We start from the raw sequence: 24,287 nt of genomic DNA, 5'->3' as shown, positions 1-24,287 counted from the left end.
TAGTTGCTAAGTTTTGCAAGTTACGAGGCTGGGAGGGGTGGACGGTGGGCTTAGTGGGCAGGATCCGGCGTGCGGGGCGGGCGGCCGAGCCGGCTCCCGAGCCGCCGCCGCGGCTGCCCTCGGGGCCGGGCTGGGCGGGTCCGTGCAAGTGCGGCATGTGGACGCCGGGTCGTGTAACGGCTGCGAGATCGAGATCGGGCAGGCGTTCGGCCCGGTGTACGACGCGGAGCGGCACGGTGTCCGGCTCGTGGCCTCGCCGCGGCACGCGGACGTGCTGACGGTGACCGGTCCGGTGACGGTGAACATGGCCCAGCCGTTGCGCGCGACGTACGAGGCGATGCCGCGGCCCAGGCTTGTGGTCGCGGTGGGGGACTGTGCCCGCGACTGCGGAGTGTTCGCCGGCGGGCATGGCGTACTCGGTCCGGTCGGCGACGTCGTGCCGGTGGACGTTCGAGTGCCCGGCTGCCCGCCGGAGCCGGCGGCGATCGTGGCCGCGTTGCGCGGCGTGTCCGGCCGGTGAACCCGGTCGCCGCGGCGCTCGGTGCCGCCTTCGCCCTCGCCGGCTCCGGCGCCATCGCGGCGCTGCCGGCACCGGCCCGGTGGGGTCCGGCGGTGGTCGGTGCGGCGACGGCAGGGGTGGGCATCGCCGGCGCGGCGGCCGGCGGAGCCGCGGTCTCCGGCACGGTCTGGCAGGCCTACCTGCCGGACCTGTTGCCGCTGGCCGGGGTCAGGCTGGCGGTCGATCCGCTGGCCGGCTGGTTCCTGCTGCTGGTCGGCGGGGTCGCCGCGGTTGTCGGCGTCTACACGATCGGGTACCTGGGCCGCGACGGCCACGGACCGGCGGCGCGGGGCGCGCTGGCGGTGCTGCCGGTGTTCGTCGCGGCGATGCTCCTGGTGCCCGCGGCCGGCAGCGTGTCCACGTTCCTGCTCGCGTGGGAGCTGATGGCGGTCACGTCGCTGCTGTTGGTGCTCGGCGAGCACCGGCACAGCCCCGCGGTCCGCACGGCTGGGCTGTGGTACGCGGCGATGACGCAGGCCGGGTTCGTGACCGTGCTGCTCGGTCTGACCCGGCTGGCGGCGGCCGCCGGCGGCGAGTCGTTCGCGGCGATCCGCGCGGCCGGGGCGGGGCTGTCACCAGTGACCGCCGGCGGAGTGTTCCTGCTGTGCCTGGCGGGGTTCGCGTCGAAGGCCGGGGCGGTACCGCTGCATCCGTGGCTGCCGCGCGCGCACGCGGAGGCGCCCTCGCACGTCTCGGCGCTGATGAGCGCCGCGATGGTCAAGCTAGGTGTGTACGGCATCGTGCGGGTCGGGTTCGACCTGCTCGGCGGCGGTGCCCGCTGGTGGTGGCTGCTGCTCGGCGCCCTCGGTGCGGTCTCCGCCCTGTACGGGATCCTGCAAGCGGCGGTGGCCACCGACCTGAAGCGGCTGCTCGCGTTCTCCACCAGCGAGAACGTCGGGCTGATCCTGCTCGGGCTCGCCGCCGCCGGCGTGTGGGCCGGCGCCGGCCAGGACGGGGTCGCGGGAGTGGCGCTGGCCGCGGCGTTGCTGCACGCGGCCAACCACGCCGGATTCAAGACGTTGCTGTTCTGCGGCGCCGGCTCGGTGTTGCGGTCGACCGGCACCCGGGACCTCGACGCGCTGGGCGGTCTGTCCCGCCGCATGCCGGCCACCACGGCGCTCTTCACGGTCGGGGCGCTGTGCGCGGCGGCGTTGCCGCCCGGCAACGGGTTCGTCTCGGAGTGGCTGCTGTTGCAGGCACTGCTGCACCAGGCCCCGCAGGCCGGCACGGTGCTGACCGTGGCCGCGCCGGTCGCGGTGGCCGTCGTCGCGCTGACCGCCGGCGTCGGCGTGGCCACCTACGTCAAGGTGCTCGGCACGGGCTTTCTGGCTCGGCCGCGCGGTGACGGTGCCGCCACGGCCGTCGAGTCACCGAGGTCGATGCTGGTGGCCATGGGGCTGGCCGCGGCGGCGTGTGCCGGCCTCGCGATAGTTCCGGTGGTGGCCGCGCCGGCGCTGGAACGGATCGCCGGCGAACTGCGGGCCGGGCCGGAACTGTTCGCCGGTGGCGGCGTCGACCTGCGGCTGGCCGGCATCGGCTCGATCGTCTCGCCGCTGTGGGTCGCGGTCGGCGTGATCGGGTTGGCGGTCGGCTTCGCGGCGGCTGGGCGGGCGCTGGGCCGGGCACGGCGGCGGGCACCGGCGTGGGACTGCGGCGACGGTCCGCTGACCGCCCGGATGGAGTACACCGCGACGTCGTTCGCCGAGCCGTTGCAGCGGGTCTTCGACGACGTGCTCGCGCCGGAGCAGGATGTCGACGTCACCCCGGCCGCCGAGTCGGCGTACATCGTGCGGGCCGTGGCGTACCGGCGCCGGCTGCCGGACCGGATCGAGGCGCACCTGTACGGACCGGTCATCGCCGCGGCGGACGCGGTCGGCCGGGCCGGCCGGCGGTTGGCGAACGGCAGCGTGCACCGCTACCTGGCCTACATGCTCGCGGCCCTCGTGGCGGTCCTTGTCGCCGGGGTGATCCGGTGAGCGCGTGGGTGACGGCGGCGGTCCAGGCCGTGCTCGTGGCGGCCGTCGCCCCGCTGGTGATCGGCCTGATGCGCGCCGTGCGGGCCAGGCTGGAGGGGCGCGCCGGCGGCCGGCTCGCCCAGCCGTGGCGGGACCTGCGTAAGCAGCTGCGCAAGGAGCCGGTGATCCCGGCCGACGCCGGCATGTTCTTCACCGCCGCCCCGGTGGTGCTGATGGCGACCAGCGTCCTCGTCGCCGGTGCCGCACCGTACCTGTCCACGGCCGGCCCACTGCCCGGCGTAGCCGACCTCGTCGTGGTGGTCGGGCTGCTGCTGCTCGGTACCGTCGCGCTCGCGCTGGCTGGCCTGGACACCGGTACCGCGTTCGGCGGGATGGGCGCCAGCCGGGAGATGACCATCGCCGCGCTCGTCGAGCCGACGCTGCTGCTGGCCGTGTTCGCGCTGTCCACGAGGGTCGGCGCCACCGACCTCGGCGCGATCGTCGCAGCCGGCGCCACCGACCCGGCCCGCGTCTTCACCCCGGCCGGCGCCCTCGCCGCCGCGGCGCTGGCGATCGCCACGCTGGCCGAAGCCGGGCGACTGCCGGTGGACAACCCGGCCACCCACCTGGAGCTGACCATGGTGCACGAGGCCATGGTGCTCGAGTACGCCGGCCGCGACCTGGCCCTGGTGGAGTGGGCGGCGTCGATGCGGCTGACCATCCTGCTGGGCCTGCTGGCCAACCTGTTCATCCCCTGGGGAGTGGCCTCCGGCGCGCAGCCGGCCGCCCTCGTCCTGGCCGCCGGGGTGTTCGTGGTGAAGCTGGCCGCCCTCGGCGGCCTTGTCGCGGCCGGCGAGGTGTTCGTGGCCAAGCTGCGGCTGTTCCGGGTACCGGAGCTGCTGGCCGGCTCGTTCGTGCTGGGCCTGCTGGCCGTGATCGCCTCGTCCGTGCTGGCCTGAGCGGGGGAGAGCCATGACCGACCAGCTGCTCGACCTCGCGTGCGGCCTATTGCTGCTCACCGCCGTCGGCGTGCTCTGGCGCCGCGAGCTGTCCGCGCTGATCACCCTGCTCACCGTCCAGGGCGCCGCCCTCACCTGTATCGCCGTGCTGCTCGCCGTCGAGCACCGGCACGCCGAGACGCTGTTCGTGGCGGCCGTGGTGGGGATTCTCAAGATCGGCGTGCTGCCGTGGCTGCTGCGCCGGGTACTGGCCCGGATCCCCGAGGCCCGGGAGACGGCACCGCTGGTCAACATCGCCGCCTCGATGCTGGCCGCCGCGGCGTTGACCCTGCTCGCGTACACCGCCGCCCGGCCGCTTGTCGACCTGGCGCCGTCGCCGACCGCCCGCGCCGCCCCGGTCGGCTTCGCCGTCGTGCTGATCGGCTTCTTCCTGGCCGCCACCCGCCGCCGCGCCGTCTCCCAGATCGTCGGCGTGCTGCTGGTCGACAACGGCATCGCCGCGGTCGCGTTCCTGGCCACCGGCGGCGTACCCCTCGTCGTCGAGCTCGGCGTCAGCGCCGACCTGCTGCTGGCGGTACTTGTGCTTCAGGTGCTCACCACCCGGCTGCGGGCCGTGTTCGGCGGGACCGACCTGGACGACCTACGAGAGCTGCACGACTGATGACCGACACCCTCGACCTGCTCGCCCTGTACCTGCCGCTCGCCGCGCCGCTCGTGGCCGCCTCGGCCGCCGCGGTGCTTCCGTGGCGGGCGGCGGCGTGGGCCGGAGTCGCCGCCGCGGCCGGCATCCTCGGCGCCGGCGTCGGGCTCGCCACGACGGTACACAGTGGACCGGCGGTGACCGGCGGGCTGCTGCGTGCCGACCCGCTCACCGCCTTCATGCTCGTCGTCATCGGCGCGGTCGCCACCATCGCCTGCTGGGCCGGCGTGCACCACCTGGCCGACGAGTCAGCCGCCGGCACCGCCACCCCGGCCACCGCCCGCCGGTACCTCATCCTGGTCCAGCTTTTCCTGGCCGCGATGAGCCTGGCGGTGCTGGCCGACAACCTCGGCCTGCTGTGGGTGGCCGTCGAGGCCACCACCATCGTGACCGCGTTCCTGGTCGGGCACCGCCGCAGCCGGGCCAGCGTGGAGGCGGCCTGGAAGTACGTCGTGCTCTGCTCGGTCGGCATCGGGGTCGCGTTCCTGGGCACGGTGTGCGTGTACGCGGCCGCGGTGGCCGCCGGCGGTGACGGCGACCCGTCCGCCCTCGACTGGACCTACCTGACCGGCCACGCCACCGCCCTGGACCCGGACCTCGTCCGGCTCGCCACCGGCCTGCTGCTCGTCGGCTTCGGCACCAAGGCCGGCCTGGCCCCCATGCACGCGTGGCTGCCCGACGCGCACAGCCAGGCACCCGCCCCGGTCTCCGCCCTCATGTCCGGCGTCCTGCTGTCGGTCGCCTTCTACGCCATCTGGCGGTACAAGGCCATCACCGACGCCGTCCTCGGCCCCGGCTACACCCGCACCCTGCTGCTCGTCGCCGCGCTCACCTCGCTCACCGTCGCCGCGATCCTGCTGATCAGCCAGCGCGACTACAAGCGGATGCTCGCCTACTCCTCGATCGAGCACATGGGCCTCGTCGCCCTCGGCACCGCCACCGGCAGCCGCTTGGCCATGGCCGCTGTACTGCTGCACGTGCTCGGCCACGGCCTCGGCAAGGCCGTCGCGTTCTGCGGTGCCGGACAGCTGCTGCACCTGTCCGGCAGCTCCCGGATCGCCGCCATCCGCGGGCTCGCGGGCCGCCATCCGGCCCTAGCCGGCGCGTTCGGGCTCGCGGTCGCGGCGCTGCTCGGCCTGCCGCCGTTCAGCCTCTTCGCCTCCGAGCTCGGCATCGCCCGCGCCGGGCTCGCCGCCGGCCAGGGCTGGGCCGTGGCCGCCGCGTTCGCTCTCGTCCTCGTCGCCTTCGCCGCGATCGCCCGGCACGGCGCCGCGATGCTGCTCGGCGCACCGGACCCCGCGCCAGCCGGAGCCCCGGTCACGGCACCCGCCCGCCCCCGCGCGATGGCGATCGTCCCGCTCGCGGTCGGTCTGGCCGCGGCGACCGCGCTCGGCGTCAGCCTCGGCCCGCTGCACGACCTGCTGCTGGCCGCCACCGACACGATCGTGCAGGGCAGGTGACCATGACCGAAGTACACCCGCCGTCGGCCACCGCCGTCGACGTCACCGCCGCCGAACTGCCCGAGCAGGCCGCCCGGCTGCTCGGCGGCGGCGCCCGGCTCGCGGTCGTCGCCGCCCACCACGACCTGGACAGCATCCGGGTCGTGTACCTCTTCACGTCGGGCCCGCCGGACCAGCGCACCGAACTGCACCTGCGTACCAACGCGGCCCGGCCGGTCGTGCCCAGCCTCGCCGCCCAGTCGTTTCCGGCCAGCCGCTTCGAACGCGAGATGCACGACCTGTACGGCGTCCAACCGGAGAACCATCCATTGCCACGCCGCCTCGTCCGCCACCCGCACTGGCCCAGCGGCTGGTACCCCATGCGCGCCGACGCCGGACCACGCCCTTCGCTGTCCGGCGCGGAGCCGTTTCCGTTCGTCACCGTGGAAGGGCCTGGCGTCTACGAGATCCCGGTCGGTCCGGTCCACGCTGGACTGATCGAGCCGGGTCACTTCCGCTTCTCCGTGGTCGGCGAGACAATCCTCAAACTCAAGGCCCGGCTCTGGTACGTCCACAAAGGAATCGAGAAGCTGTTCGAAGGCCACCCCGCCGACCAGCGCGTCGCGTTGGCCGAGCGGGTCAGCGGCGATACCGCCGTCGGCCACGCCCTCGCCTACAGCCTGGCGGTCGAAGACGCCCTCTCCATCACCGTGCCCGCCCCCGCGCAGCGCGCCCGGGCTGCCCTGCTGGAGCTGGAACGACTACACAACCACGTCGCGGATATCGGCGCCATCTGCAACGACGTCGGGTACGGCATCGCGCACGCGCACACCCAACGCATCCGCGAACAGCTCCTGCGGCTCAACCGCGACACCACCGGCCACCGGCTGCTGCGCGGCGGCGTCTTCCCGGGCGGCGCCCACCTGCTCACCGTCCCCGACCCCGCCGCGGTCACAGCCATCGCCGGGGACATCGCCGAGATCGTCGCCGTCGCGCTCGACAACACGCTTGTGCGGGACCGGCTCACGGGCACCGCGATCCTCGGCACCCGGCAAGCCACCGACATCGGCACTCTCGGCTACGTCGCGCGCGCCAGCGGCCTGCCGTTCGACGCCCGCGTCGCCCACCCCCACACGGGCATCGACGACCTCGCCGTACCCGTCCACCGCGACGGCGATGTGCTGGCCCGCTTCCTGGTCCGGGCCGAGGAGATCCGCGCCTCGGCCGCCCTGCTCGCCGCCCTGCTGCCCACCCTCACGGCCGGCACGGTCACCGCCGGCGTACGACAGCCACGTGCGGACCGGCCGGCATCGGGGGTCGGGATCGTCGAAGGCTGGCGCGGCACCGTCGTCCACCGGGTCGAAGCCCAGCCCGACGGCACCCTGACCCGCGTCAAGATCGTCGACCCGTCCTTCCTCAACTGGCCGGCCCTGCCGGTCGCGCTCGCCGACACGATCGTTCCGGACTTCCCCTGACCAACAAAAGCTTCAACCTCTCCTACGCCGGGAACGACCTGTAACCGTGCCTGGGCGGTACGCCGGCCAGGAGCTAGAGAACTTTTGAAGTGGGTGGCCTCAGCGTCATGTCCCGGATAAAGATCCAGATCAGAGGACATTGAGCTACCGCGATGCCCGTCGTGGTCCGGACCGCTGCTCCCGCGGCCTCACCCTCCGCTGTTTCACAACCCCCGCCCCGCCCGTGGGCATCCGGCGGCCCGTCGGTGGGCCGCCAGTCGGCGGGCCTCTGGAGCTGGGCGCACCGATGCGCCCGCCCTCGGACGGGTGGGCCGGGCACCCGCCGGGTCCTCCCGGAACTGCCCACTCACCCGGCCCCTAACCAGAGCAGGCCGCTGCGCGGTCCCCCCCGGCGCCTCAGCGCCCGCGACCAGGCCCGATTTCCGCGCCCGATCGCCGACCGCGGCCCGGGGGTGGGCTTGCCAGCCGCGGAGGGTGAGGCTGCGGGAGTAGCGGGCGGCGTCCACACCCTCCGCGCATCCAGAACTCTGCGGGGATGCCGCGACGCGGGCGGCGGAAATCGGGCCTGGATCGGGGGCGCTGACGCGCAGGGGCGACCACGCGGCGGTCCGGTGTGGTCAGGGGCCGGGTGAGTGGGCAGCGCCGGGAGGACCGGGGTGGACCGCCCGACCGCCGACGCGGCCCCGGGGGCGGGCGCATCGGTGCGCCCAGCTCCAGAGGCCCGCCGACTGGCGGCCCACCGACGGGCCGCCGGATGCCCACGGGCGGGGCGGGGTTGTGAAACAGCGGAGGGTGAGGCCGCGGGAGCGACGGTCCGGACCACCGCGGACATCGCGGTAGCTCGACTTCATTGGTTTTGGAGGAGAGGAATGTGCAAGGCATTGCGAGTTTTCGTGTACTGCCCGCGCAGGTGGAGATGTTGTTATTGCGGGGATCAAGTCCACGAACGAAACGGGTGGTTCAACCATGCGCGTCGCCATCGTCACCGGGGCCAGCTCGGGCATCGGGCAGAGCGCCGCCGTCCAGCTCGCGCGGCGCGAGACCGGCGTCATCCTGACCTTCCAGGGCAACGAAGCCGGAGCGCTGGACACTGTCGCGACGATCGAAAAGGACGGCGGCACGGCCGTCTCACTCCCGCTTGATCTCGGCGACTCCGCGAGGTTTCCGGCTTTCCGCGACTCGGTGGTCGCGGCGCTGCGTGACACCTGGCAGCGGGACAGCTTCGACTTCCTGGTCAACAACGCCGGGGCCGGTCACATGGCGATGATCGAGGACACCACGGAGGCGGACTTCGACAGGCTTTCGCGGGTACTCCTCAAAGGACCGTTCTTCCTGACGCAGACGCTCCTGCCGCTGATGGTCGACGGCGGCGCGATCGTCAACACCACGAGCTCGTCGACCCAGCCCCTGAGTCTGGAGGCCGGCTACTCCGTGTACGGGGCGATGAAGGGCGGCCTTGTGGTGCTGACCCGCTACATGGCCAAGGAGCTCAGCAGGCGGGGCATCCGCGTCAACTCCGTCTCGCCCGGCACCACCCGCACCCGCATCGGCGACAACGCGTTCGAGCGTTTCCCCGACCTGATTCCCGGCATCGCCGCCAAGACCGCCCTCGGCCGGATCGGCGAGCCGGACGACGTCGGCATGGCCATCGCGATGCTGCTCGGCGAGGAAAGCCGCTGGATCACCGCGCAGGACATCGAGGTCTCCGGCGGGTACAACCTCTGACAATCGTCACCCCGCCGGTATGAGCGTGAGTTTGGGAGACGGCGCGTGGTGGATCTTCGGCGCCACGCGCCGTCGCGGGCCGTCACACTCGGGCCGTGAAGGCTAGCGACGCTTCCCGGACCGCCCCCAAGATTGTCATCTGGGAAGAGCTCTTCTTCGACCTCACCTTTGTCTTCGCCCTCACTCAGTTTTCCCACCTGCTGCACGACGAGCACGGCGGGTGGGGAATCGTCCGGACATTGATTCTATTCATTCCGGTCTATTGGGCGTGGGGTGGCGTGACGCTCTACGCCAACCAGCGTGACCTCAAAAGCCTCGTGGATCGGCTCGGCGTCCTGGTGCTCGGCCTCGGCAGCCTGCTGATGGCCTTGACCATCCCGCACGCGTACGAAGACCTCGGGCTGCTCTTCGTCGTCGTCTACCTCGCTGCCCGGGCGCTGCTGTCCTTCCTCGCCCTGCGCGGGCTCCCGGACTGGCGGTCGGTGTTCATCGGCCCCTACGGTGTCTTCCTCGTCACCGGGCCACTGCTGCTCACCGGCGCCCTCCTGCACGGCACCGCGCGGATCGCCTTCTGGGCCGCCGCTGCCGCCACCGACCTGCTGAGCCCCTGGGCGGGGCGCTACCTGGTCGCTCCACGCCGGGCGCAGCCCCTGCACTACACCCACCGCTACGGACTACTGATCATCCTGGTGCTCGGCGAATCCATGATCCAGACCGGCATGGTGGCCGCCGGGGGCACGCTGACGCCATTGCGACTCACCGCCATCGCCGCTGCCTACGCGGTGGCCGCCGCCCTCTGGTGGACGTACTTCCGCTACGGCCTGCCGGAAATCCGGCGCGCACTCGAAGTGGCGCCGGACCAGCCGGACCTGCGCCGCGCGGTCCTCATCTACAGCCACCTGCTCTTCAGCTTCGGCATCGTCACCACCTCCGTCGGACTGGCCGACGCGGTGCTCGAGCCAGCCGGCGCGCTGACCGGCGATCAGGCGGTCCTGCTCTTCGGCGGCTCCGCACTGTTCCTGTTCACCTTCGCCTATACCCGCTGGCGGATGTTCCGCGAGATCGCCGGGATCTGCCTCGGTGGCGGTGTCGTCTGCTTCGCTCTGGTGCCGCTGGCCACCCTGATCCCGGCGGTCACGGCGGTCGCCGCACTGCTGGTGGTGATCGGCGTGACCATCGCGAGGGAGGCTCTGATCAAGCGACGCCACGCCCGCCTCCCGGCCACCGCGAGCGGGCCGGACGAGGGCTTGATAGACCGGGGTCCGATCAGCGGCGAATGAAAGCACCTGCGTTTGGCTGCTGCCCTGACGGGTAGCCGCGCGCGGACGGCGGTTTGCCGCGAGCGAGGGGGAGCTTCCAATGACGGAGATCGTGGGCGAGAGCCTTGCGAAGCGGCTGGTCGCCTGGGGTGTCGACACCGTTTTTGGCCTCCCCGGCGACGGCATCAACGGGTTGATGGAGGGGTTCCGCCGCCACGCCCAGGAGCTCAGGTTCGTGCTGGTACACCACGAGGAGGCGGCTGCCTTCATGGCGACCGGCTACGCGAAGGCGACCGGAAAGCTGGGCGTCTGCGCCGCCACATCCGGACCAGGAGCGATCCACCTGCTGAACGGCTTGTACGACGCGAAGCTGGACCACGTACCCGTGCTGGCGATCACCGGCATGCAGGAAACGTCGGTGCTCGGCACGCGGTACCAGCAGGAGGTCCACCTGGACCGGCTGTACGAGGACGTGGCGGACTACAACCTGATGGTCACCAATCCGCAGCAGCTGCCGGGCGTGGTGGACCTGGCTGTGCGCAACGCGCTGGTGAAGAAGACCGTGTCGCACCTGACGTTCCCCAACGACATCCAGGTCGCGGCGATGGGCGAGGATCCGTACCGGCATCCGAGCCCGGGCTTGCCGCTAAATGGAAGGCCGAACCTGGACCGGCCGCACCTGCCGCCCGGCGAGGACGAGCTCGGTGCGGCCGCCGAGCTGCTGAACGCCGCGCGGCGGCCGGTGATCCTGGTCGGGGCGGGTGCGCTGCACGCGCGCGACGAGGTGATCGCGGTGGCGGAGAAGCTGGGTGCCCCGGTGGTCAAGACGCTGTCGGGGAAGGCGGTGGTGCCCGACGAGCACCCGGTCACCATCGGCGGGTTGGGACTGCTCGGCACGAGGCCGAGCGAGGAGGCCATGGAGGAGTGCGACGCGCTGCTCATGGTGGGCACCTCCTTCCCGTACTCCAAGTACCTCCCGGAGCCGGGTCAGGCGCGTGTGGCCCAGATCGACTCCGATCCGTCGCTCATCGGGCTGCGGCTGCCGGTCGAAGCCCCGATCGCGGCGGACGCGAAGCGCGGCCTGCGAGGGCTGCTGCCGCTGTTGCGCGGAGGCGACGGGTCGTTCCTGGCCAAGTACCGCAAGGAGATGGACGACTGGCGCGCCGAGATGAGGTCGCTGCGGGACGAGCGCCGGGACCCGATCGCGCCGCAGTACCTGATGGGGGTGGTCGACGACCTGGCCGCCGACGACGCGATCCTGACCTGCGACTCGGGGACCATCGCCACCTGGTCGGCGCGGCAGTGGACGATTCGGGGCGACCGCCGGTACTACCTTTCCGGCAACCTCGCCACGATGGCTCCCGGGCTGCCGTACGCGATCGGGATCCAGCACGCCTTCCCCGGCCGGCAGGTCATCGCGTTCGTGGGTGACGGCGGGTTCGCGATGCTGATGGCCGAGTTCCTCACCGCCGTCCGCCACGAGCTGCCGATCAAGGTGATCGTCAACAACAACAACTCGTACGGGCAGATCCTGTGGGAGCAGATCATCCTGGGCTACCCGGAGTACGCGGTGCGACATCGCCAGCCGGAGGCCGACTTCGCCAGCTGGGCACGCGGGTGCGGCGCGTACGGCGCGAAGGTGACCAGGCCGGGCGACGTCGCCGGCGCGGTCCGGGACGCGCTGGCCCACAGCGGGCCGGCGCTCGTCGACGTGGACGTCAACCCGAACGAGCCGCCGATGCCCGGGAAGGTGAAGTACGAGCAGGCCAAGTACTTCACCGAGGCGTTCCTGCGCGGTCAGCCGCACAAGGTGGCCACCGTGGCGACGGTGGTCCGCGACAAGATCAGCGAGCTGCGCGCGTGACCGCGGTGCAGCTGCCGGACCCGGCCGTCCGCATCCCGGCCACGGACGAGATCGACGTCGCCGGCCTCGAACGGGATTTGGCGGCAGAGGTGGACGGCGAGGTCCGCTTCGACGCGGGATCCCGTGGCGCCTACTCCACGGACAGCTCGAACTACCGGCAGGTACCCATCGGGGTGGTCGTGCCGAGGACCGTGGAGGCGGGCGTGGCGGCGGTCGCGGTGTGCCGGCGGTACGGCGCGCCGGTGACCTCCCGGGGCGGTGGCACGAGCCTGGCGGGGGAGTGCACCAACGTCGCCGTGATCATCGACTGGTCGAAGTACTGCCACCGGCTCCTCGAGGTCGACGCAGGCAACCGGACCTGCCTGGTGGAGCCCGGGATCGTCCTCGACCTGCTCAACGACCAGCTCAAGCGGACCGGCCTGGAATTTCGGGCCGGAGCCCGCCACGCACGACCACTGCACGCTGGGCGGCATGATCGGCAACAACTCCTGCGGTGCCACCGCGCAGCGCACCGGCAAGGTCGTGGACAACATCGTCGAGCTGGAGGTGTTGCTCTACGACGGCACGCGGATGTGGGTCGGCGAGACACCGGACGACGCGTACGAGCGGATCGTCGCGCGCGGCGGCCGCGAGGCGGAGGTCTACCGGCAGCTCCGCGCGCTGCGCGACGAGTACCTGGAACAGATCCGCACGCGGTATCCGCCGATCCCCCGGCGGGTCTCCGGCTACAACCTCGACAGCCTGCTGCCGGAGAAGAACTTCCATGTCGCGCAGGCGCTGGTCGGCACGGAGGGCACCTGCGTCACGGTGCTCCGGGCGCGGTTGCGGCTGGTGCCGGTCGTCAAGGCCCGGACGGTCGTGCTCCTCCTGTACCCGGATATCGCGGCCGCCGGCGACCACGTGCCGAAGATCCTGCCGCACGCGCCGATCGGGCTGGAAGGCATCGACCCCAAGCTCCTCGACTACGAAGGGCGCAAGCACCTCAACTCGGAGGCGCTGCGTCTGCTGCCCCAGCGGCAAGGCGCCTACCTGCTGGTGCAGATGGGCGGCGACACGAGGCGGGACGTGGACGCGGCCGCCGACCGGCTGCTGCGCGATCTGGGCAAGAGCCGGGACGACGCGGACGTCAGGTTCCTCGACGAACCGGGCGCCGAGAGGGCGATCTGGGACATCCGCGAGTCCGGGCTCGGCGCCACCGCCCGGGTATCCGGAATGGCCGATACCTGGCCGGGCTGGGAGGACTCGTCGGTCGCCCCGGCGGACCTCGGCGACTACCTACGTGACCTGGGGAGCTTGCTCGCCGAGTACGGGTTGGCGGAGACGTCGCTGTACGGGCACTTCGGGCAGGGCTGCATACATTGCAGCATCCCGTTCGACCTGGTGAACCCGGACGGTGTCGCGCGGTTCCGGTCCTTTTTGGAGCGTGCGGCCGACCTGGTGGTCCGCTACGGCGGCTCGTTCTCCGGCGAGCACGGTGACGGGCAGGGGCGCGGTGAGCTGCTGCCGAAGATGTTCGGCGAGGAGCTGGTCGAGGCGTTCGGTCGGTTCAAGGCCATCTTCGACCCGGACAACCGGATGAACCCGGGGAAGGTGACCGCGCCGAACCCGATGGATGCCAACCTGCGCCTCGGCGTCGACTACAACCACGGCGGCGTGGCCACCCACTTCCAGTACCCGGACGACGAGGGCAGCTTCGGACGGGCAGTGCTCCGCTGCGTCGGTGTCGGCCGCTGCCGCCGGCACTCCGGCGACGTGATGTGCCCCTCGTACCGGGCGACGGGGGAGGAGGAGCATTCCACGCGAGGGCGGTCGCGGCTGCTGTTCGAGATGCTCGACGGCGCCGTCCGCGGCGGCACTATCGCCGACGGCTGGCGTTCGGACGCCGTCAAGGACGCGCTCGACCTGTGCCTGGCCTGCAAGGGCTGCAAAGTCGACTGCCCGGTCAACGTGGACATGGCGACGTACAAGGCCGAGTTCCTGTCCCACCACTACGAGGGTCGGCTGCGGCCCCGGGCCCACTACTCGATGGGCTGGCTGCCGCTCGCCGCGGCCGTGGTCTCCGCCACGACGCCGAGGCTTGTCAACGCCCTCGCGCACGCACCCGGCCTGGCCTGGCTGGCCAAGAAGGCGGCCGGGGTAGACACCCGGCGCCAGCTGCCGGTGTTCGCACCCCAGAGCTTCCAGCGGTGGTACGCCGAGCGGGGGCCGCGCGGCACCGGCGAGCGTGGGGACGTGGTGCTGTGGCCGGACACCTTCACCAACCGCTTCGACCCGGAGATCGCGCGGGCGGCGGTCGAGCTTATCGAGGCCGCCGGGTGGCGAGCCGTGGTACCCGAGCAGCCGGTCTGCTGCGGGCTGACCTGGATCTCGACCGGCCAGCTCGACACCGCCAAGCGGGTGTTGCTGCGTACCGTGGACATCCTCCGCCCGCACCTGCGCGCCGGCACCCCGATCCTCGGCCTGGAGCCGAGCTGCACGGCGGTGTTCCGGGGCGACGCCGAGGAGCTGTTCCCCGACGACGAGGACGTGCGACGGCTGCGCCGGCAGACCGTCACACTCGCCGAGCTGCTCATCGACCACACCCCCGGCTGGACGCCACCGATGGTGGCCCGCACGGCCTACGTCCAGACACACTGCCACCAGCACGCGGTACTCGGCTTCCAGGCCGACCAGGCGGTGCTTGCCGCGGCGGGGGTCGACGCGAAGGTGCTCGACTCCGGATGCTGTGGCCTGGCCGGCAACTTCGGGTTCGAGCAAGGCCACTACGAGGTGTCCGAGGCGTGCGCCGAACGGGTACTGCTGCCGGCGGTCCGCGAAGCCGGACCGGGCGACGCCATCCTGGCCGACGGGTTCAGCTGCCGGATCCAGATCGCGCAGAGCGACGCCGGCGGCCGGCGCGGCGTACACCTCGCCGAGCTGCTGCGCGCGGGGATGGACGGCGACGGCGGCGCCGGCATCCCGGAGGAGAGCTGGACCCGCCGGCCCTCGGCACCGCCGCGGCCGGTACGCCTGCTGACCACCGCTGTCGCAATCGGTGGCGCCGGCACGGCGCTGATGTACGCGCTGCGCCGTTGGTCTACACGCTGAGGAGGAAGCATGGGTGCCACGCGAGTGAAGGACCACTTGGCCGACTGGGCGACCGGTGTCGCCGGCGCCGCGGCTGGCACCGTCGTCGACCCGAAGACAGGTCTGAGCAAGGCTCGGGCGGGCGCGACGACGCCCCGGGTGCTGCTGCTTCTGGCCGCTGTCACCGCCGGGTACCTCGCCGGACGCTGGTTTCGCCGGCGAGGTAACGCCTCGCCGTGGGGGAGTGGCAGCTGATGCTTTTCGACAAGCGAGCCGAAAGCTATCCGAGCGTCGTCGTGGTGACCGGCGCGAGCGCCGGGGTGGGCCGGGCGGTCGCTCGCCGGTTCGCGCAGCGGAAGGTCAAGCTGGGCCTGATCGCACGGGGCGAGGCGGGCCTTTCGAAGGCGGCCGAGGAGGTGCGCGCGGCCGGCGGCGAAGCACTCGCCATCCCGGTCGACGTGTCCGACCCCGACGCGGTACGGGCCGCCGCCGACCGGTTCGAGACGGAGCTGGGGCCGATCGACTGCTGGGTCAACAACGCGTTCACGTCGGTCTTCGCGCCGTTCCAGGAGGTCACGCCCGCGGAGTTCCGCCGGGTCACCGAGGTCACCTACCTGGGCTACGTCAACGGCACGCGGGTGGCGCTGGAGCGGATGGTGCCCCGGAGGTGGGGGACCATCGTGCAGGTGGGATCGGCGCTGGCGTACCGGGGGATCCCGCTCCAGACCGCGTACTGCGGGGCGAAGCACGCGATCCAGGGCTTCACCGAGGCGTTGCGCTGCGAGATGATCCACGACCGGACGAACGTAAACGTCACGATGGTCCAGCTGCCAGCGGTGAACACGCCGCAGTTCGACTGGGTGCTGTCCCGGCTGCCCCGCCGCGCACAGCCGGTGCCGCCGATCTACCAGCCGGAGGTGGCCGCCGACGCGATCGTGTTCGCCGCCGACCACCCGCAACGCCGCGAGTTCTGGGTCGGCTGGTCGACCGCCTTGAGCATCCTCGGCAACCGGCTGGTTCCCAGGCTCATGGACTTTTACCTGGCGCGCACGGGCTACGGATCGCAGCAGACCGACGCACCCCGCGATCCCGATCGGCCGTCGAACCTGTGGCGGCCGGTGGACGGGCCGGACGGCGATGTCCACGGCGCGCACGGGAGCTTCGACGACCGGTCCCGTCAGGCCGGTCCGCAAGTGTGGCTGTCGAAGCACCGCGGCTCGGTCGTCGGCGCGACAATGAGCGCCGCCGGAGGTGTCGCCGCCCTCGCCAACCGCCTGCGCGGCCGGTGATTCACCGCCCCGCGCCGCATCAGCCGGTCCGGTACGGTGCCGCGTCTTCGCGGCGGAGCGTGAGGCCGTGCCCCGGGCGCTCGTACTGCGGGGCGAGATCGCCGCCGGCCGGGTCGGCGAGCCCGTCGAAGAGCATCCGCTCCAGGCGTACGTGGTCGGCGAACCACTCGATGTGCCGGGCGTTGGGGATGGCGGCCGCGACCGGCGCGTGCAGCTGCGGTGCGGTGTGCGTACTGACCTGGAGGTTGTACGCGTCCGCCACCGCCGCGGCGTACATGAAGCCGGTGTAACCGCCGGACCGGGTCAGGTCCACCTGGAGGCAGTCCACCGCGCCGGCCGCGCACATCCGGCGGAAGTACACCGGGTCGGTGCCGTACTCGCCGGCCGCCACGTCCGCGGTCACCTCGGCCCGCACCTGCGCCAGGCCGGCGAGATCGTCGGAGGAGACCGGCTCCTCGAACCACCGCACGTCGAGGTCCTCGGCCGCGCGCAGCACGCGGATGGCCTGCTTGGCCGTGTACCCGCCGTTGGCGTCGACGTACAGCTCGGCGTTCGTGCCGACGGTTTCGCGCGCGATCCGCATCCGGGCCAGGTCCCGATCCGCGGCGTGCCCCCACGACTCGCCGATCTTGATCTTCACCCTGGGGATGCCGTCGTCGAACACCCAGCCGTTCAGCTGCCGGTAGAGCGTCTCGTCGTCGTAGGTGGTGAAGCCACCCGACCCGTACAGCGGTACGGCTGGCCGGACCCGGCCGAGCAGGGCCGCCAGCGGCGTGCCGAGCAGGATCGCCTTCAGGTCCCACAGCGCCACGTCGACCGCCGAGATGGCCGCGGTGACCAGGCCGGGGACGAGGGCGTTGCGGGCCGCGCGGCGCATCGCCCGGTACGCACCCGGCACGTCCATCGGGTCGGTGCCGGTCACCGCCGGCGCGAGCAGGTCGCGGACCACGTCGGCCGCGGCGGCCGGGGCGTACGTCCAACCGAGTCCGGTCCCGCCATCCCCGGTCACGGTAACGACGACCGCGGTCGTGGAGGCCCAGGTCTGGGTGCCATCCGCCTCGGGCCGCTCGGTGGGCACCTTGTATGCCTCGGCCTCCAACGCCGCCACGCAGGTCACCGGAAGCGGCTACCCGCGCGTACCGCGGCGAAACGTCGATCCCCGCTCAACGTGTTACGGGTTTCCCACCAGACATCGGATGTATTGACAAAACGTTTTGCGCGGCGCAACATCGCCGGTACCCGAATATGCGCATCGAAATGGATCGAGCTGCCGCGCCGCCGCCCCCATACGCCCGAGGAGTTTCCATGCCTGCCGAGCCGACCATCACCGTGCGTAACCCCGGCACCGGGGAGGTGCTGGGCGAGATCGAGGCCTTCGACGCCGCGCGGGTAGCCGCCGCAGTCGAGGCCGCGGCGGGTGGGCAGCGCGAGATGGGCGCGCTGCCCGCCCACGAACGGTCCGCGCTGCTCACCCGCATCGCCGCGCTCGTCGAGGCGGAGCGGGACAACCTCGCGCGGCTGCTCGCTTCGGAGAACGGCAAGCCCATCCTCCAGACCCGCGGCGAGGTCGACGCGGCCATCAGGATCTTTCGGGGGTACGCGGCGGAGGCGACCCGCATCTTCGGACGGCAGGTGCCGCTCGACGCGGTACCGGGGCTGGAGCGGCACCTCGCGGTGACCGTGCGGGAGCCGCTGGGCGTGGTGGCCGCGCTCGTCCCGTTCAACTACCCCGTCGAGCTGTACGCGCACAAGGCCGCCGCCGCGCTCGCCGCCGGCAACGCGGTGCTGGTACAGCCACCGGCCCGCTGCCCGCTCGCGCTCGTGCGGATCGCCGCGATCGTCGAGGAGGCGGGCGCGCCGGCCGGTGCCCACCAGCTCGTACCCGGCGGCGTCGAGGTCTCCCAGCTCCTCGCCGAGCTGCCCGGCATCGCCGCGGTCAGCCTCACCGGCAGCACCGCCGCGGGCCGCGAGATCGCCCGCCGGGGCGCCGACACGCTCAAGAAGGTGCTGCTGGAGCTGGGTGGCAACGACGCGCTCATCGTCTGCGACGACGCCGACGTCGACGCCGCCGCGCAGGCCGTGGTGCTCGGCCGGCTGGCCCGCGGCAACGGCCAGATCTGCTGCGCGGTCAAGCGGGTGTACGTGCAGGACGGCGTGCACGACGCGTTCGTGGCGTCCCTCGTGGACCAGACCGCGAAGCTGAGCGTCGGCGACCAGCTGCTGGAGTCCACCGATGTCGGCCCGCTGATCGCGACCGAGGCCGCCGAGCGGGTGGCGGCGGCGGTCGGCCGGCTTGTGGACGACGGCGCGCGCATGGTGGCCGGCGGCGGGCGGCGGGACGCGTTCGTCGACCCGGTGGTACTTGTCGACGTGCCGGCACAGAGCCCCGCGTTCGCCGAGGAGATCTTCGGGCCGGTCGCGCCGGTGGCCCGCTTCGCCGACCCGGCCGAGGCGGTACGGATGGCGAACGAGTCGCCGTACGGGCTCCAGGCGGCCGTCTTCACTCGGGACGTGTCGCGGGCGTTCACGCTGGCCAAGCAGCTCGACGTGGGCGGCGTGGTCGTCAACGGCTCGACCGCCCTGCGCGCGGAGAACCTCCCCTTCGGCGGCACCAAGGACACCGGCGGCTACCGCGAGGGGCTGCACGACACCGTCCTGGACCTCACCAAGCAGAAGACCATCATCGTGATGGACGCGTTCGCATGACTCTCGAGCTGCGCGGCGTCCGCAAGGCGTTCGGCGGCGTGGAGGTGCTGCACGGCGTCGACCTCATTGGACGGTCGGGCGAGGTGCTCGCCGTTGTGGGGGCGAACGGCGCGGGCAAGTCGACGCTCATCCGCATCCTCTCCGGCGCCGAGTCCATGGACGCGGGGAGCTGCGCATCGACGGGTCCACTGTGGAGCTGCGCTCGCCGCACGACGCCCATGCGTACGGCATCCGCACCGTGTACCAGGAGCTGAGCCTGGTGCCCGAGCTGTCCGTGACGGAAAACCTGCTGCTCGGCGACTTCCCGCGCCGCGCCGGCCTGATCGACTGGCCGGCCGCGCACCGGCAGGCCCGCGAGCTGCTCGCGCGGATCGGGTTCGACGCGATCGACCCGCGTACCCCCGCCGGCCGGCTCACCGTCGCCCGCCAGCAGATGGTCGAGATCGCCAAGGCGCTGGTCAGCGAGCCGACGGTGCTGATCCTGGACGAGCCGTCCGCGGTCCTGGCCGGCAGCGACCTCGACCGCCTGTACGCGCTGGTCCGTGACCTGGCCGCGCGCGGGACGCTGGTCATCTACGTCTCGCACCGGCTCGCCGAGGTGCTCGACCTGGCCACCTCGATCGTCGTGGTCAAGGATGGCAAGGTCGCGGCGGTCACCGAGCCGGACCGGACGAGCGAGGACGAGCTGATCCGGCTGATGGCCGGCCGCCGGCTGGAGCAGATCTACCCGGACCGCCGGCCCGGCCGTGGCGCGGCCCGGCTGGAGGTGAGCGGGCTCAGCCGGGCGGGGGAGTTCCGCGAGGTGTCGCTCACCCTGCACGCCGGGGAGATCGTGGGCCTCTTCGGGCTGGTCGGCTCGGGGCGCAGCGAGCTCGCCCAGTGTTTGTTCGGCGCGACCCAGCCGGCCGAGGGGGAGGTCCGGCTGGACGGCCGCCCGGTGCGCTTCCGCGATCCGAAGCGGGCGGTCGCCGCCGGGATGGCGCTCGTCACCGAGGACCGCAAGCGGACCGGCCTCGTCCCCGGGATGTCGGTGCGGGACAACATCGCGCTCACCACCATGCACACCACCACCCGCGCCGGCCTGATCGACACCGGCCGGCGGCGGCGCGCGGTCACCGGCATGATCGAGCGGCTGCGCATCCAGCCGCCGCACTGCGCGGGCATGCCGGTCGCCACGCTCAGCGGCGGCAACCAGCAGAAGGCCGTGCTCGCCAAGTGGCTGCTGCGCGAGCCGACGGTGCTGATCCTCGACGAGCCCACCCGCGGCGTCGACATGGCCACCCGCGTCGACCTGTACCGGATCGTCGACGACCTGGCCCGTACCGGCCTGGCCGTACTGCTCATCTCCTCCGACCTCACCGAGGTGCTCGGCGCCAGCGACCGCGTGCTGGTGATGAACCAGGGCCGGATCACCGGCGAGCTCGACCCGGACCGCACCACCGAGGACGAGGTGCTCGCGTACTCGATCGGACAAGCGGCATGACAGACCAGCTCACCCCGACGGCCGAGTCGAAGTCCGTGGACGCCGCGCCCCGCCGCGCGTACCGGATGCCTCGCCTGATGATCCGCGGCCGTGACCTCACCGCGGAGGCCGTCTTCGTCGGCCTGGTGGGGATTTTGCTTCTTGTCGCGGCCTTGACGTCGGACACGTTCTTCACCCAGACCAACCTGACCAACCTGCTCAAGCAGATGGTCACGACGGGGCTGCTGGCGTTCGGCATGCTGGTGGTGATCCTGACCGGCGGGATCGACCTGTCGGTGGGCTCGGTGGTCGCGTTCGCCGGCATCGTCACGGCCGGCCTCGTCTCGGGGCTGCCGATCCCGGTCGCGATGGCGGTCGGCGTCGCCAGCGGCATCCTCTTTGGACTGATCAACGGCACGCTGGTGGCCCGCTTCGGGCTGGCGCCGTTCGTGGTGACGCTGGCCGCGCTCACCACGATCCGCGGCCTGGCGTTCGTCTACTCCGAGGTCCCGATCGCGCCCGAGGACCCGGCCTTCTTCCGGCTGGGCTCGGCGCTGCTCGGACCCATCCCGGTCAGCACGCTCATCATGCTGGCCGTGTTCCTGGCCGGCGGGGTGTTCCTCGGTCGCACCCCGGCCGGCCGCTCGATCATCGCCATCGGCGGCAACGCCGAGACGGTGCGGCTGGCGGGGATCAACGTTCGGCGGTACGTGATCCTCGCCTACACCATCAGCGGCGGTTGTGCCGGGCTCGCCGGCGTCATCCTCGCCAGCCGGGTGGGCATCGCCCAGCCGAGCGTGGGGGTGGCGTTCGAGCTCGACGCGATCGCCGCATGCGTGATCGGCGGGGCGAGCCTCGCCGGTGGACGCGGGTCGGCGAAGGCGACCCTCGGCGGCGTCCTGGTCCTGGTGGTGATCAACAACCTGCTCAACCTCTACGGCGTGCAGAGCTTCTGGCAGCAGGTCCTCAAGGGATTGATCATCATCGCCGTGATTCTCGTCCAGCGCACACGACTCCCCGGGAGAACCCTGACATGACACCACGCAAATGGCTCGGCGCGGTGCTTCTCGTAGGCGCGCTCGCATTCAGCGGCGCCTGCTCCTCCGACGAACCCGCCTCAGACGGCCGCTACACCATCGGCGTCGCCAACTTCATGCTGAGCGGGCCCTACTTCAGCGGCATGGACAAGGCCATCGCGGCCCAGGCCGCGAAGAAGGGCAACGTCGACATCATCAGCACCGACGCGAACGGTGACGCCGCGAAGCTGGCGGCGAACGTCGAGGACCTGCTCAGCAAGAACGTCGACGCGGTCATCATCTCCGGCGGCCCACTGGAGTCCGCGCCGGCCGTGCTCAACGCCATCAAGGCGGCGGGCAAGCCGGCCGTGCTCGTCGACCGCAAGTTCGCCACCGGCGAGTACACGAGCTGGATCGGCCCCGACAACGAGGCTATCGGCCGGCAGGACGGCGAGTTCCTCGCGGAGAAGCTGCCGAACGGCGGCAAGGTCGGCATCATCAAGGGCGGCCCGGCCGACAACAGCATCGGCCTCGCGCGCACCAACGGCGTGAAGGGCGTCCTGCAAGGCAAGCCCGGCATCACGCTCGTCGAGGCGCCCGACTTCGGCAACTGGGGCTCCGACGGCGGGCTGACCGTCATGGAGAGCCTGCTTGCCACCAACCCCGACCTCGCCGCGGTCTTCTGCGAGAACGACGCGATGTGCCTGGGAGCGCAGCGGGCGATCGCCGACGCGGGCAAGGCGAAGCAGATCATCATCGCCGGCGTGGACGGCCAGAACGAGGCGCTCAAGGCCATCATGGACGGCACCAACTTCGCCGTCACCGGCCTCAACGACGCCGACCAGATCGGCAGCATGGGCCTCGACCGGGCGGTGGAGATCCTCGACGGCAAGCAGGTGGAGAAGGACACCGTCGTGCCGTCGCCGAAGGTCACGAAGGAGAACGCGTCCCAGTACTTCGACCCGAACGGGGCCTTCTGATGAAGCGGGCCCTCGCGGTTATGGTGCTCGTGCTCGCGGGTGCCGTCGTGCCGCCCGCCGCCCCCGCTCTGGCCGACGATCCCGTCCGTCCTGGGTGGACGCTGCTCTACAACGAGAACTTCGCCAACGCGCTGCCGACGACCACACCGTGGGTGCGGGAGACGTACGCGCAGCCGTTCGACACCATCATGGACGACAACGGGCAGTGGTACCGCAACGACTACGGGCCGGCCTGGCAGACCGCGTTCGACTCGTTCCACACGTACCGCAAGGAGTTTCAGATCGGCCAGAACGGGTGGCTGACCGCCTCGCTCTCGGCCCGCGACTGGAACAAGGACGGCGTCATCGAGTCGCCTCCCTCGCTGAGCCGGGAGGCGCTGGGCAGTGAGTTCGTCGCGAAGATGAACGTGCCCGACCACACCGGCGGCGTGATCCTGCGGCCGACCCAGAAGCTGCCCGACTACTACCGCGTCGAGTACAAGCTGAAGACGCTCGACTTCGGCGGCAAGCGCAACGGCACCATCGACTACAACGGGCGGACCAACGGCTACTCCACCACAGGATGCAAGACCCAGCACCCGTGGGGCGAGGGCTCGGACAGTCCAGGGTGGAGCGGCGAGGCGTCCGCGCCGTACTGCGAGTGGCAGGACGTGCGCCGGGGAAACTACGGCTACAACGGCTTCCACTTCATGTCCATCGTGGACTTTGCCAACCCCGCCCCGCGCAACAACCACTTCTGGCACTACCGCCGCAAGGTGCTGATGGACTCGTTCTCCCAGCACCCCGACCGCGTCGGCACCGGTACCGGCGGCCGCGTCTGCAACTCCAACACGAACACGTACTACAACTACCGCGACGGCAACTTCAACACCGTCAACATGTGGATCAGCGGCATGCCCAACTGGAACCCGGGCCGTGGCGGCCTGGCGGGCAACTCGCAGTGGTTCATGACCAACTGCTCCGGTGGCGTGGCCGAGCAGCAGCTCTCCTCGGCGGCCGAGCTCCAGCCCGAGCTGATGCCGAACACGTTCTACACGTTCGCGATCGAGCGGGACGCCACCGGCTACGTGCTGGAGGCGACCGGCAACTTCGCCCGCGTGGGGCAGAAGACGATCCGCTTCCACCGCCCGTTCGTGGTGGGCAACGCGCCGATCTGGCACTACAACGTCAAGCCCAGTGAGTACGACGGCCGCTTCAACGGCAACCTGGTGCAGAACGACTACAACGGCAGCACCACGTGGCCCAACCAGTGGCCGGCCGGCTCCTCGTACCCGGACTGGTTCGTCATCGGCGACCTCTACACCAACGTGTACGAGGGCAGCGCGAGCCTGACCGACGTGCGCCTGTACGTCCCGTCCACCTCCGGCGGCACCAACCTGGCGTTGAACCGGCCCGCCACCGCGGACAGCCAGTGCGCGGCGGCGGAGGCCCCGGCCAAGGCGGTGAACGGCAGCTGGACCGGCGGCAACTCGGACAAGTGGTGCTCGCTCGGCGCCAGCAAGTGGCTGCGCGTCGACCTCCAGTCGGCCCAGACGGTCGGCCGGTTCGTGCTGCGGCACTCCGGAGCCGGCGGTGAGAAGGCCACCTGGAACACCCGGGACTACGACATCCAGGTCAGCCAGGACGGCAACATCTGGTCGACGGTGGTGACCGCGCGCGGCAACACCGCCGACACGACGACCCACACGATAAGCCCGGTGAGCGCCCGATATATCCGCGTGAACGTGATAACCCCGACGAGCGACAGCGACCGCGCGGCCCGGATCTTCGAGCTGGAGGCGTACGCCAGCTGACCCCGCAAGGGTAGGTGGACCCACCCCGGCCGCGCCACGA

Annotated in this window: 17 protein-coding genes and 2 pseudogenes; 18 read left to right on the top strand and 1 reads right to left on the bottom strand. The window is 71.7% G+C overall.

The window, feature by feature from the left end:
- The first annotated feature begins 37 nt into the window (after nucleotides 1-37).
- The 12 genes and pseudogenes from Pflav_RS14060 (at nucleotide 38) to Pflav_RS14005 (ending at nucleotide 16,290) form a co-directional block, all read left to right on the top strand.
- Complete coding sequence (locus Pflav_RS14060) at nucleotides 38-520, top strand: NADH-quinone oxidoreductase subunit B family protein (RefSeq protein WP_197938465.1); 483 nt, start codon at nucleotides 38-40, stop codon at nucleotides 518-520.
- Nucleotides 517-2,535: a proton-conducting transporter transmembrane domain-containing protein gene (locus Pflav_RS14055; RefSeq protein ID WP_173036569.1), complete on the top strand. Its 2,019-nt coding sequence runs from the start codon at nucleotides 517-519 to the stop codon at nucleotides 2,533-2,535. Before Pflav_RS14060 ends, Pflav_RS14055 begins: the two co-directional genes overlap by 4 nt.
- Complete coding sequence (locus tag Pflav_RS14050) at nucleotides 2,532-3,473, top strand: respiratory chain complex I subunit 1 family protein (RefSeq protein WP_173036568.1); 942 nt, start codon at nucleotides 2,532-2,534, stop codon at nucleotides 3,471-3,473. Before Pflav_RS14055 ends, Pflav_RS14050 begins: the two co-directional genes overlap by 4 nt.
- A gap of 13 nt (nucleotides 3,474-3,486) precedes the next feature.
- Nucleotides 3,487-4,134, top strand: coding sequence for a hypothetical protein (locus Pflav_RS14045; RefSeq protein ID WP_173036567.1), 648 nt, complete (start codon nucleotides 3,487-3,489; stop codon nucleotides 4,132-4,134).
- Nucleotides 4,134-5,633 (top strand): proton-conducting transporter transmembrane domain-containing protein, encoded by a 1,500-nt coding sequence (locus tag Pflav_RS14040; protein ID WP_173036566.1) that lies wholly within the window; start codon nucleotides 4,134-4,136, stop codon nucleotides 5,631-5,633. Before Pflav_RS14045 ends, Pflav_RS14040 begins: the two co-directional genes overlap by 1 nt.
- Nucleotides 5,634-5,635: 2 nt before the next feature.
- A complete protein-coding gene (locus Pflav_RS14035) occupies nucleotides 5,636-7,087 on the top strand; it encodes a hydrogenase large subunit (protein WP_197938463.1) in 1,452 nt (483 codons plus the stop codon).
- 966 nt (nucleotides 7,088-8,053) lie between these two features.
- Entirely contained in the window at nucleotides 8,054-8,812 is a 759-nt protein-coding gene (locus Pflav_RS14030; protein ID WP_173036565.1) for an SDR family NAD(P)-dependent oxidoreductase, read from the top strand.
- 95 nt (nucleotides 8,813-8,907) lie between these two features.
- Nucleotides 8,908-10,092 (top strand): low temperature requirement protein A, encoded by a 1,185-nt coding sequence (locus Pflav_RS14025; RefSeq protein WP_173036564.1) that lies wholly within the window; start codon nucleotides 8,908-8,910, stop codon nucleotides 10,090-10,092.
- A 79-nt stretch (nucleotides 10,093-10,171) separates the two neighbouring features.
- A complete protein-coding gene (locus Pflav_RS14020) occupies nucleotides 10,172-11,935 on the top strand; it encodes a thiamine pyrophosphate-dependent enzyme (RefSeq protein WP_173036563.1) in 1,764 nt (587 codons plus the stop codon).
- Nucleotides 11,932-15,022, top strand: a pseudogene (locus Pflav_RS14015) (FAD-binding and (Fe-S)-binding domain-containing protein). The gene Pflav_RS14020 and the pseudogene Pflav_RS14015 overlap by 4 nt, the downstream one beginning before the upstream one ends.
- Before the next feature lie 9 nt (nucleotides 15,023-15,031).
- Nucleotides 15,032-15,256: a hypothetical protein gene (locus Pflav_RS14010; RefSeq protein WP_173036562.1), complete on the top strand. Its 225-nt coding sequence runs from the start codon at nucleotides 15,032-15,034 to the stop codon at nucleotides 15,254-15,256.
- Nucleotides 15,256-16,290 (top strand): SDR family oxidoreductase, encoded by a 1,035-nt coding sequence (locus tag Pflav_RS14005; protein ID WP_173036561.1) that lies wholly within the window; start codon nucleotides 15,256-15,258, stop codon nucleotides 16,288-16,290. Before Pflav_RS14010 ends, Pflav_RS14005 begins: the two co-directional genes overlap by 1 nt.
- Nucleotides 16,291-16,309: 19 nt before the next feature.
- Here Pflav_RS14005 and Pflav_RS14000 read toward each other — a convergent pair whose 3' ends face one another.
- Entirely contained in the window at nucleotides 16,310-17,398 is a 1,089-nt protein-coding gene (locus tag Pflav_RS14000; protein WP_232071385.1) for an enolase C-terminal domain-like protein, read from the bottom strand.
- Nucleotides 17,399-17,595: 197 nt separating this feature from the next.
- On the opposite strand from Pflav_RS14000, the gene Pflav_RS13995 reads away from it, so the two are divergent.
- The 6 genes and pseudogenes from Pflav_RS13995 to Pflav_RS13975 all read left to right on the top strand — a co-directional run bounded on the left by Pflav_RS13995 (nucleotide 17,596) and on the right by Pflav_RS13975 (nucleotide 24,247).
- The gene (locus Pflav_RS13995; protein WP_173036559.1) at nucleotides 17,596-18,996 is read left to right on the top strand and encodes an aldehyde dehydrogenase family protein; all 1,401 of its coding nucleotides are present in this window, start codon (nucleotides 17,596-17,598) and stop codon (nucleotides 18,994-18,996) included.
- 71 nt (nucleotides 18,997-19,067) lie between these two features.
- Nucleotides 19,068-19,432 (top strand): annotated as a pseudogene (locus Pflav_RS48690) (ATP-binding cassette domain-containing protein); the annotation flags it as partial.
- Nucleotides 19,430-20,479, top strand: a complete 1,050-nt coding sequence (locus Pflav_RS13990) for a sugar ABC transporter ATP-binding protein (RefSeq protein ID WP_415624382.1) — start codon at nucleotides 19,430-19,432, stop codon at nucleotides 20,477-20,479. The pseudogene Pflav_RS48690 and the gene Pflav_RS13990, both read left to right, overlap by 3 nt.
- Complete coding sequence (locus Pflav_RS13985; protein ID WP_173036558.1) at nucleotides 20,476-21,495, top strand: ABC transporter permease; 1,020 nt, start codon at nucleotides 20,476-20,478, stop codon at nucleotides 21,493-21,495. The genes Pflav_RS13990 and Pflav_RS13985 overlap by 4 nt, the downstream gene beginning before the upstream one ends.
- The gene (locus tag Pflav_RS13980) at nucleotides 21,492-22,454 is read left to right on the top strand and encodes a substrate-binding domain-containing protein (RefSeq protein WP_173036557.1); all 963 of its coding nucleotides are present in this window, start codon (nucleotides 21,492-21,494) and stop codon (nucleotides 22,452-22,454) included. The genes Pflav_RS13985 and Pflav_RS13980 overlap by 4 nt, the downstream gene beginning before the upstream one ends.
- Nucleotides 22,454-24,247 carry a discoidin domain-containing protein gene (locus Pflav_RS13975; RefSeq protein WP_173036556.1) on the top strand — a complete coding sequence of 598 codons (1,794 nt, stop codon included), beginning with the start codon at nucleotides 22,454-22,456 and terminating at the stop codon, nucleotides 24,245-24,247. Before Pflav_RS13980 ends, Pflav_RS13975 begins: the two co-directional genes overlap by 1 nt.
- Nucleotides 24,248-24,287: the final 40 nt, after the last annotated feature.

Origin of the sequence: Phytohabitans flavus, from assembly GCF_011764545.1 — a bacterium.
Lineage (GTDB): Bacteria > Actinomycetota > Actinomycetes > Mycobacteriales > Micromonosporaceae > Phytohabitans > Phytohabitans flavus.
The sequence above is the reverse complement of the archived record's forward strand: the minus strand, read 5'-3'. Positions and strand labels throughout refer to the sequence as shown.

Bases quoted from the DNA above. Each gene is read 5' to 3' on its own strand.
- Pflav_RS14045 (WP_173036567.1), top strand. From the start codon at position 3,487: ATGACCGACCAGCTGCTCGACCTCGCGTGCGGCCTATTGCTGCTCACC.
- Pflav_RS14040 (WP_173036566.1), top strand. From the start codon at position 4,134: ATGACCGACACCCTCGACCTGCTCGCCCTGTACCTGCCGCTCGCCGCG.
- Pflav_RS14035 (WP_197938463.1), top strand. From the start codon at position 5,636: ATGACCGAAGTACACCCGCCGTCGGCCACCGCCGTCGACGTCACCGCC.
- Pflav_RS14030 (WP_173036565.1), top strand. From the start codon at position 8,054: ATGCGCGTCGCCATCGTCACCGGGGCCAGCTCGGGCATCGGGCAGAGC.
- Pflav_RS14020 (WP_173036563.1), top strand. From the start codon at position 10,172: ATGACGGAGATCGTGGGCGAGAGCCTTGCGAAGCGGCTGGTCGCCTGG.
- Pflav_RS14010 (WP_173036562.1), top strand. From the start codon at position 15,032: ATGGGTGCCACGCGAGTGAAGGACCACTTGGCCGACTGGGCGACCGGT.
- Pflav_RS14005 (WP_173036561.1), top strand. From the start codon at position 15,256: ATGCTTTTCGACAAGCGAGCCGAAAGCTATCCGAGCGTCGTCGTGGTG.
- Pflav_RS13995 (WP_173036559.1), top strand. From the start codon at position 17,596: ATGCCTGCCGAGCCGACCATCACCGTGCGTAACCCCGGCACCGGGGAG.
- Pflav_RS13990 (WP_415624382.1), top strand. From the start codon at position 19,430: ATGGTCGAGATCGCCAAGGCGCTGGTCAGCGAGCCGACGGTGCTGATC.
- Pflav_RS13985 (WP_173036558.1), top strand. From the start codon at position 20,476: ATGACAGACCAGCTCACCCCGACGGCCGAGTCGAAGTCCGTGGACGCC.
- Pflav_RS13980 (WP_173036557.1), top strand. From the start codon at position 21,492: ATGACACCACGCAAATGGCTCGGCGCGGTGCTTCTCGTAGGCGCGCTC.
- Pflav_RS13975 (WP_173036556.1), top strand. From the start codon at position 22,454: ATGAAGCGGGCCCTCGCGGTTATGGTGCTCGTGCTCGCGGGTGCCGTC.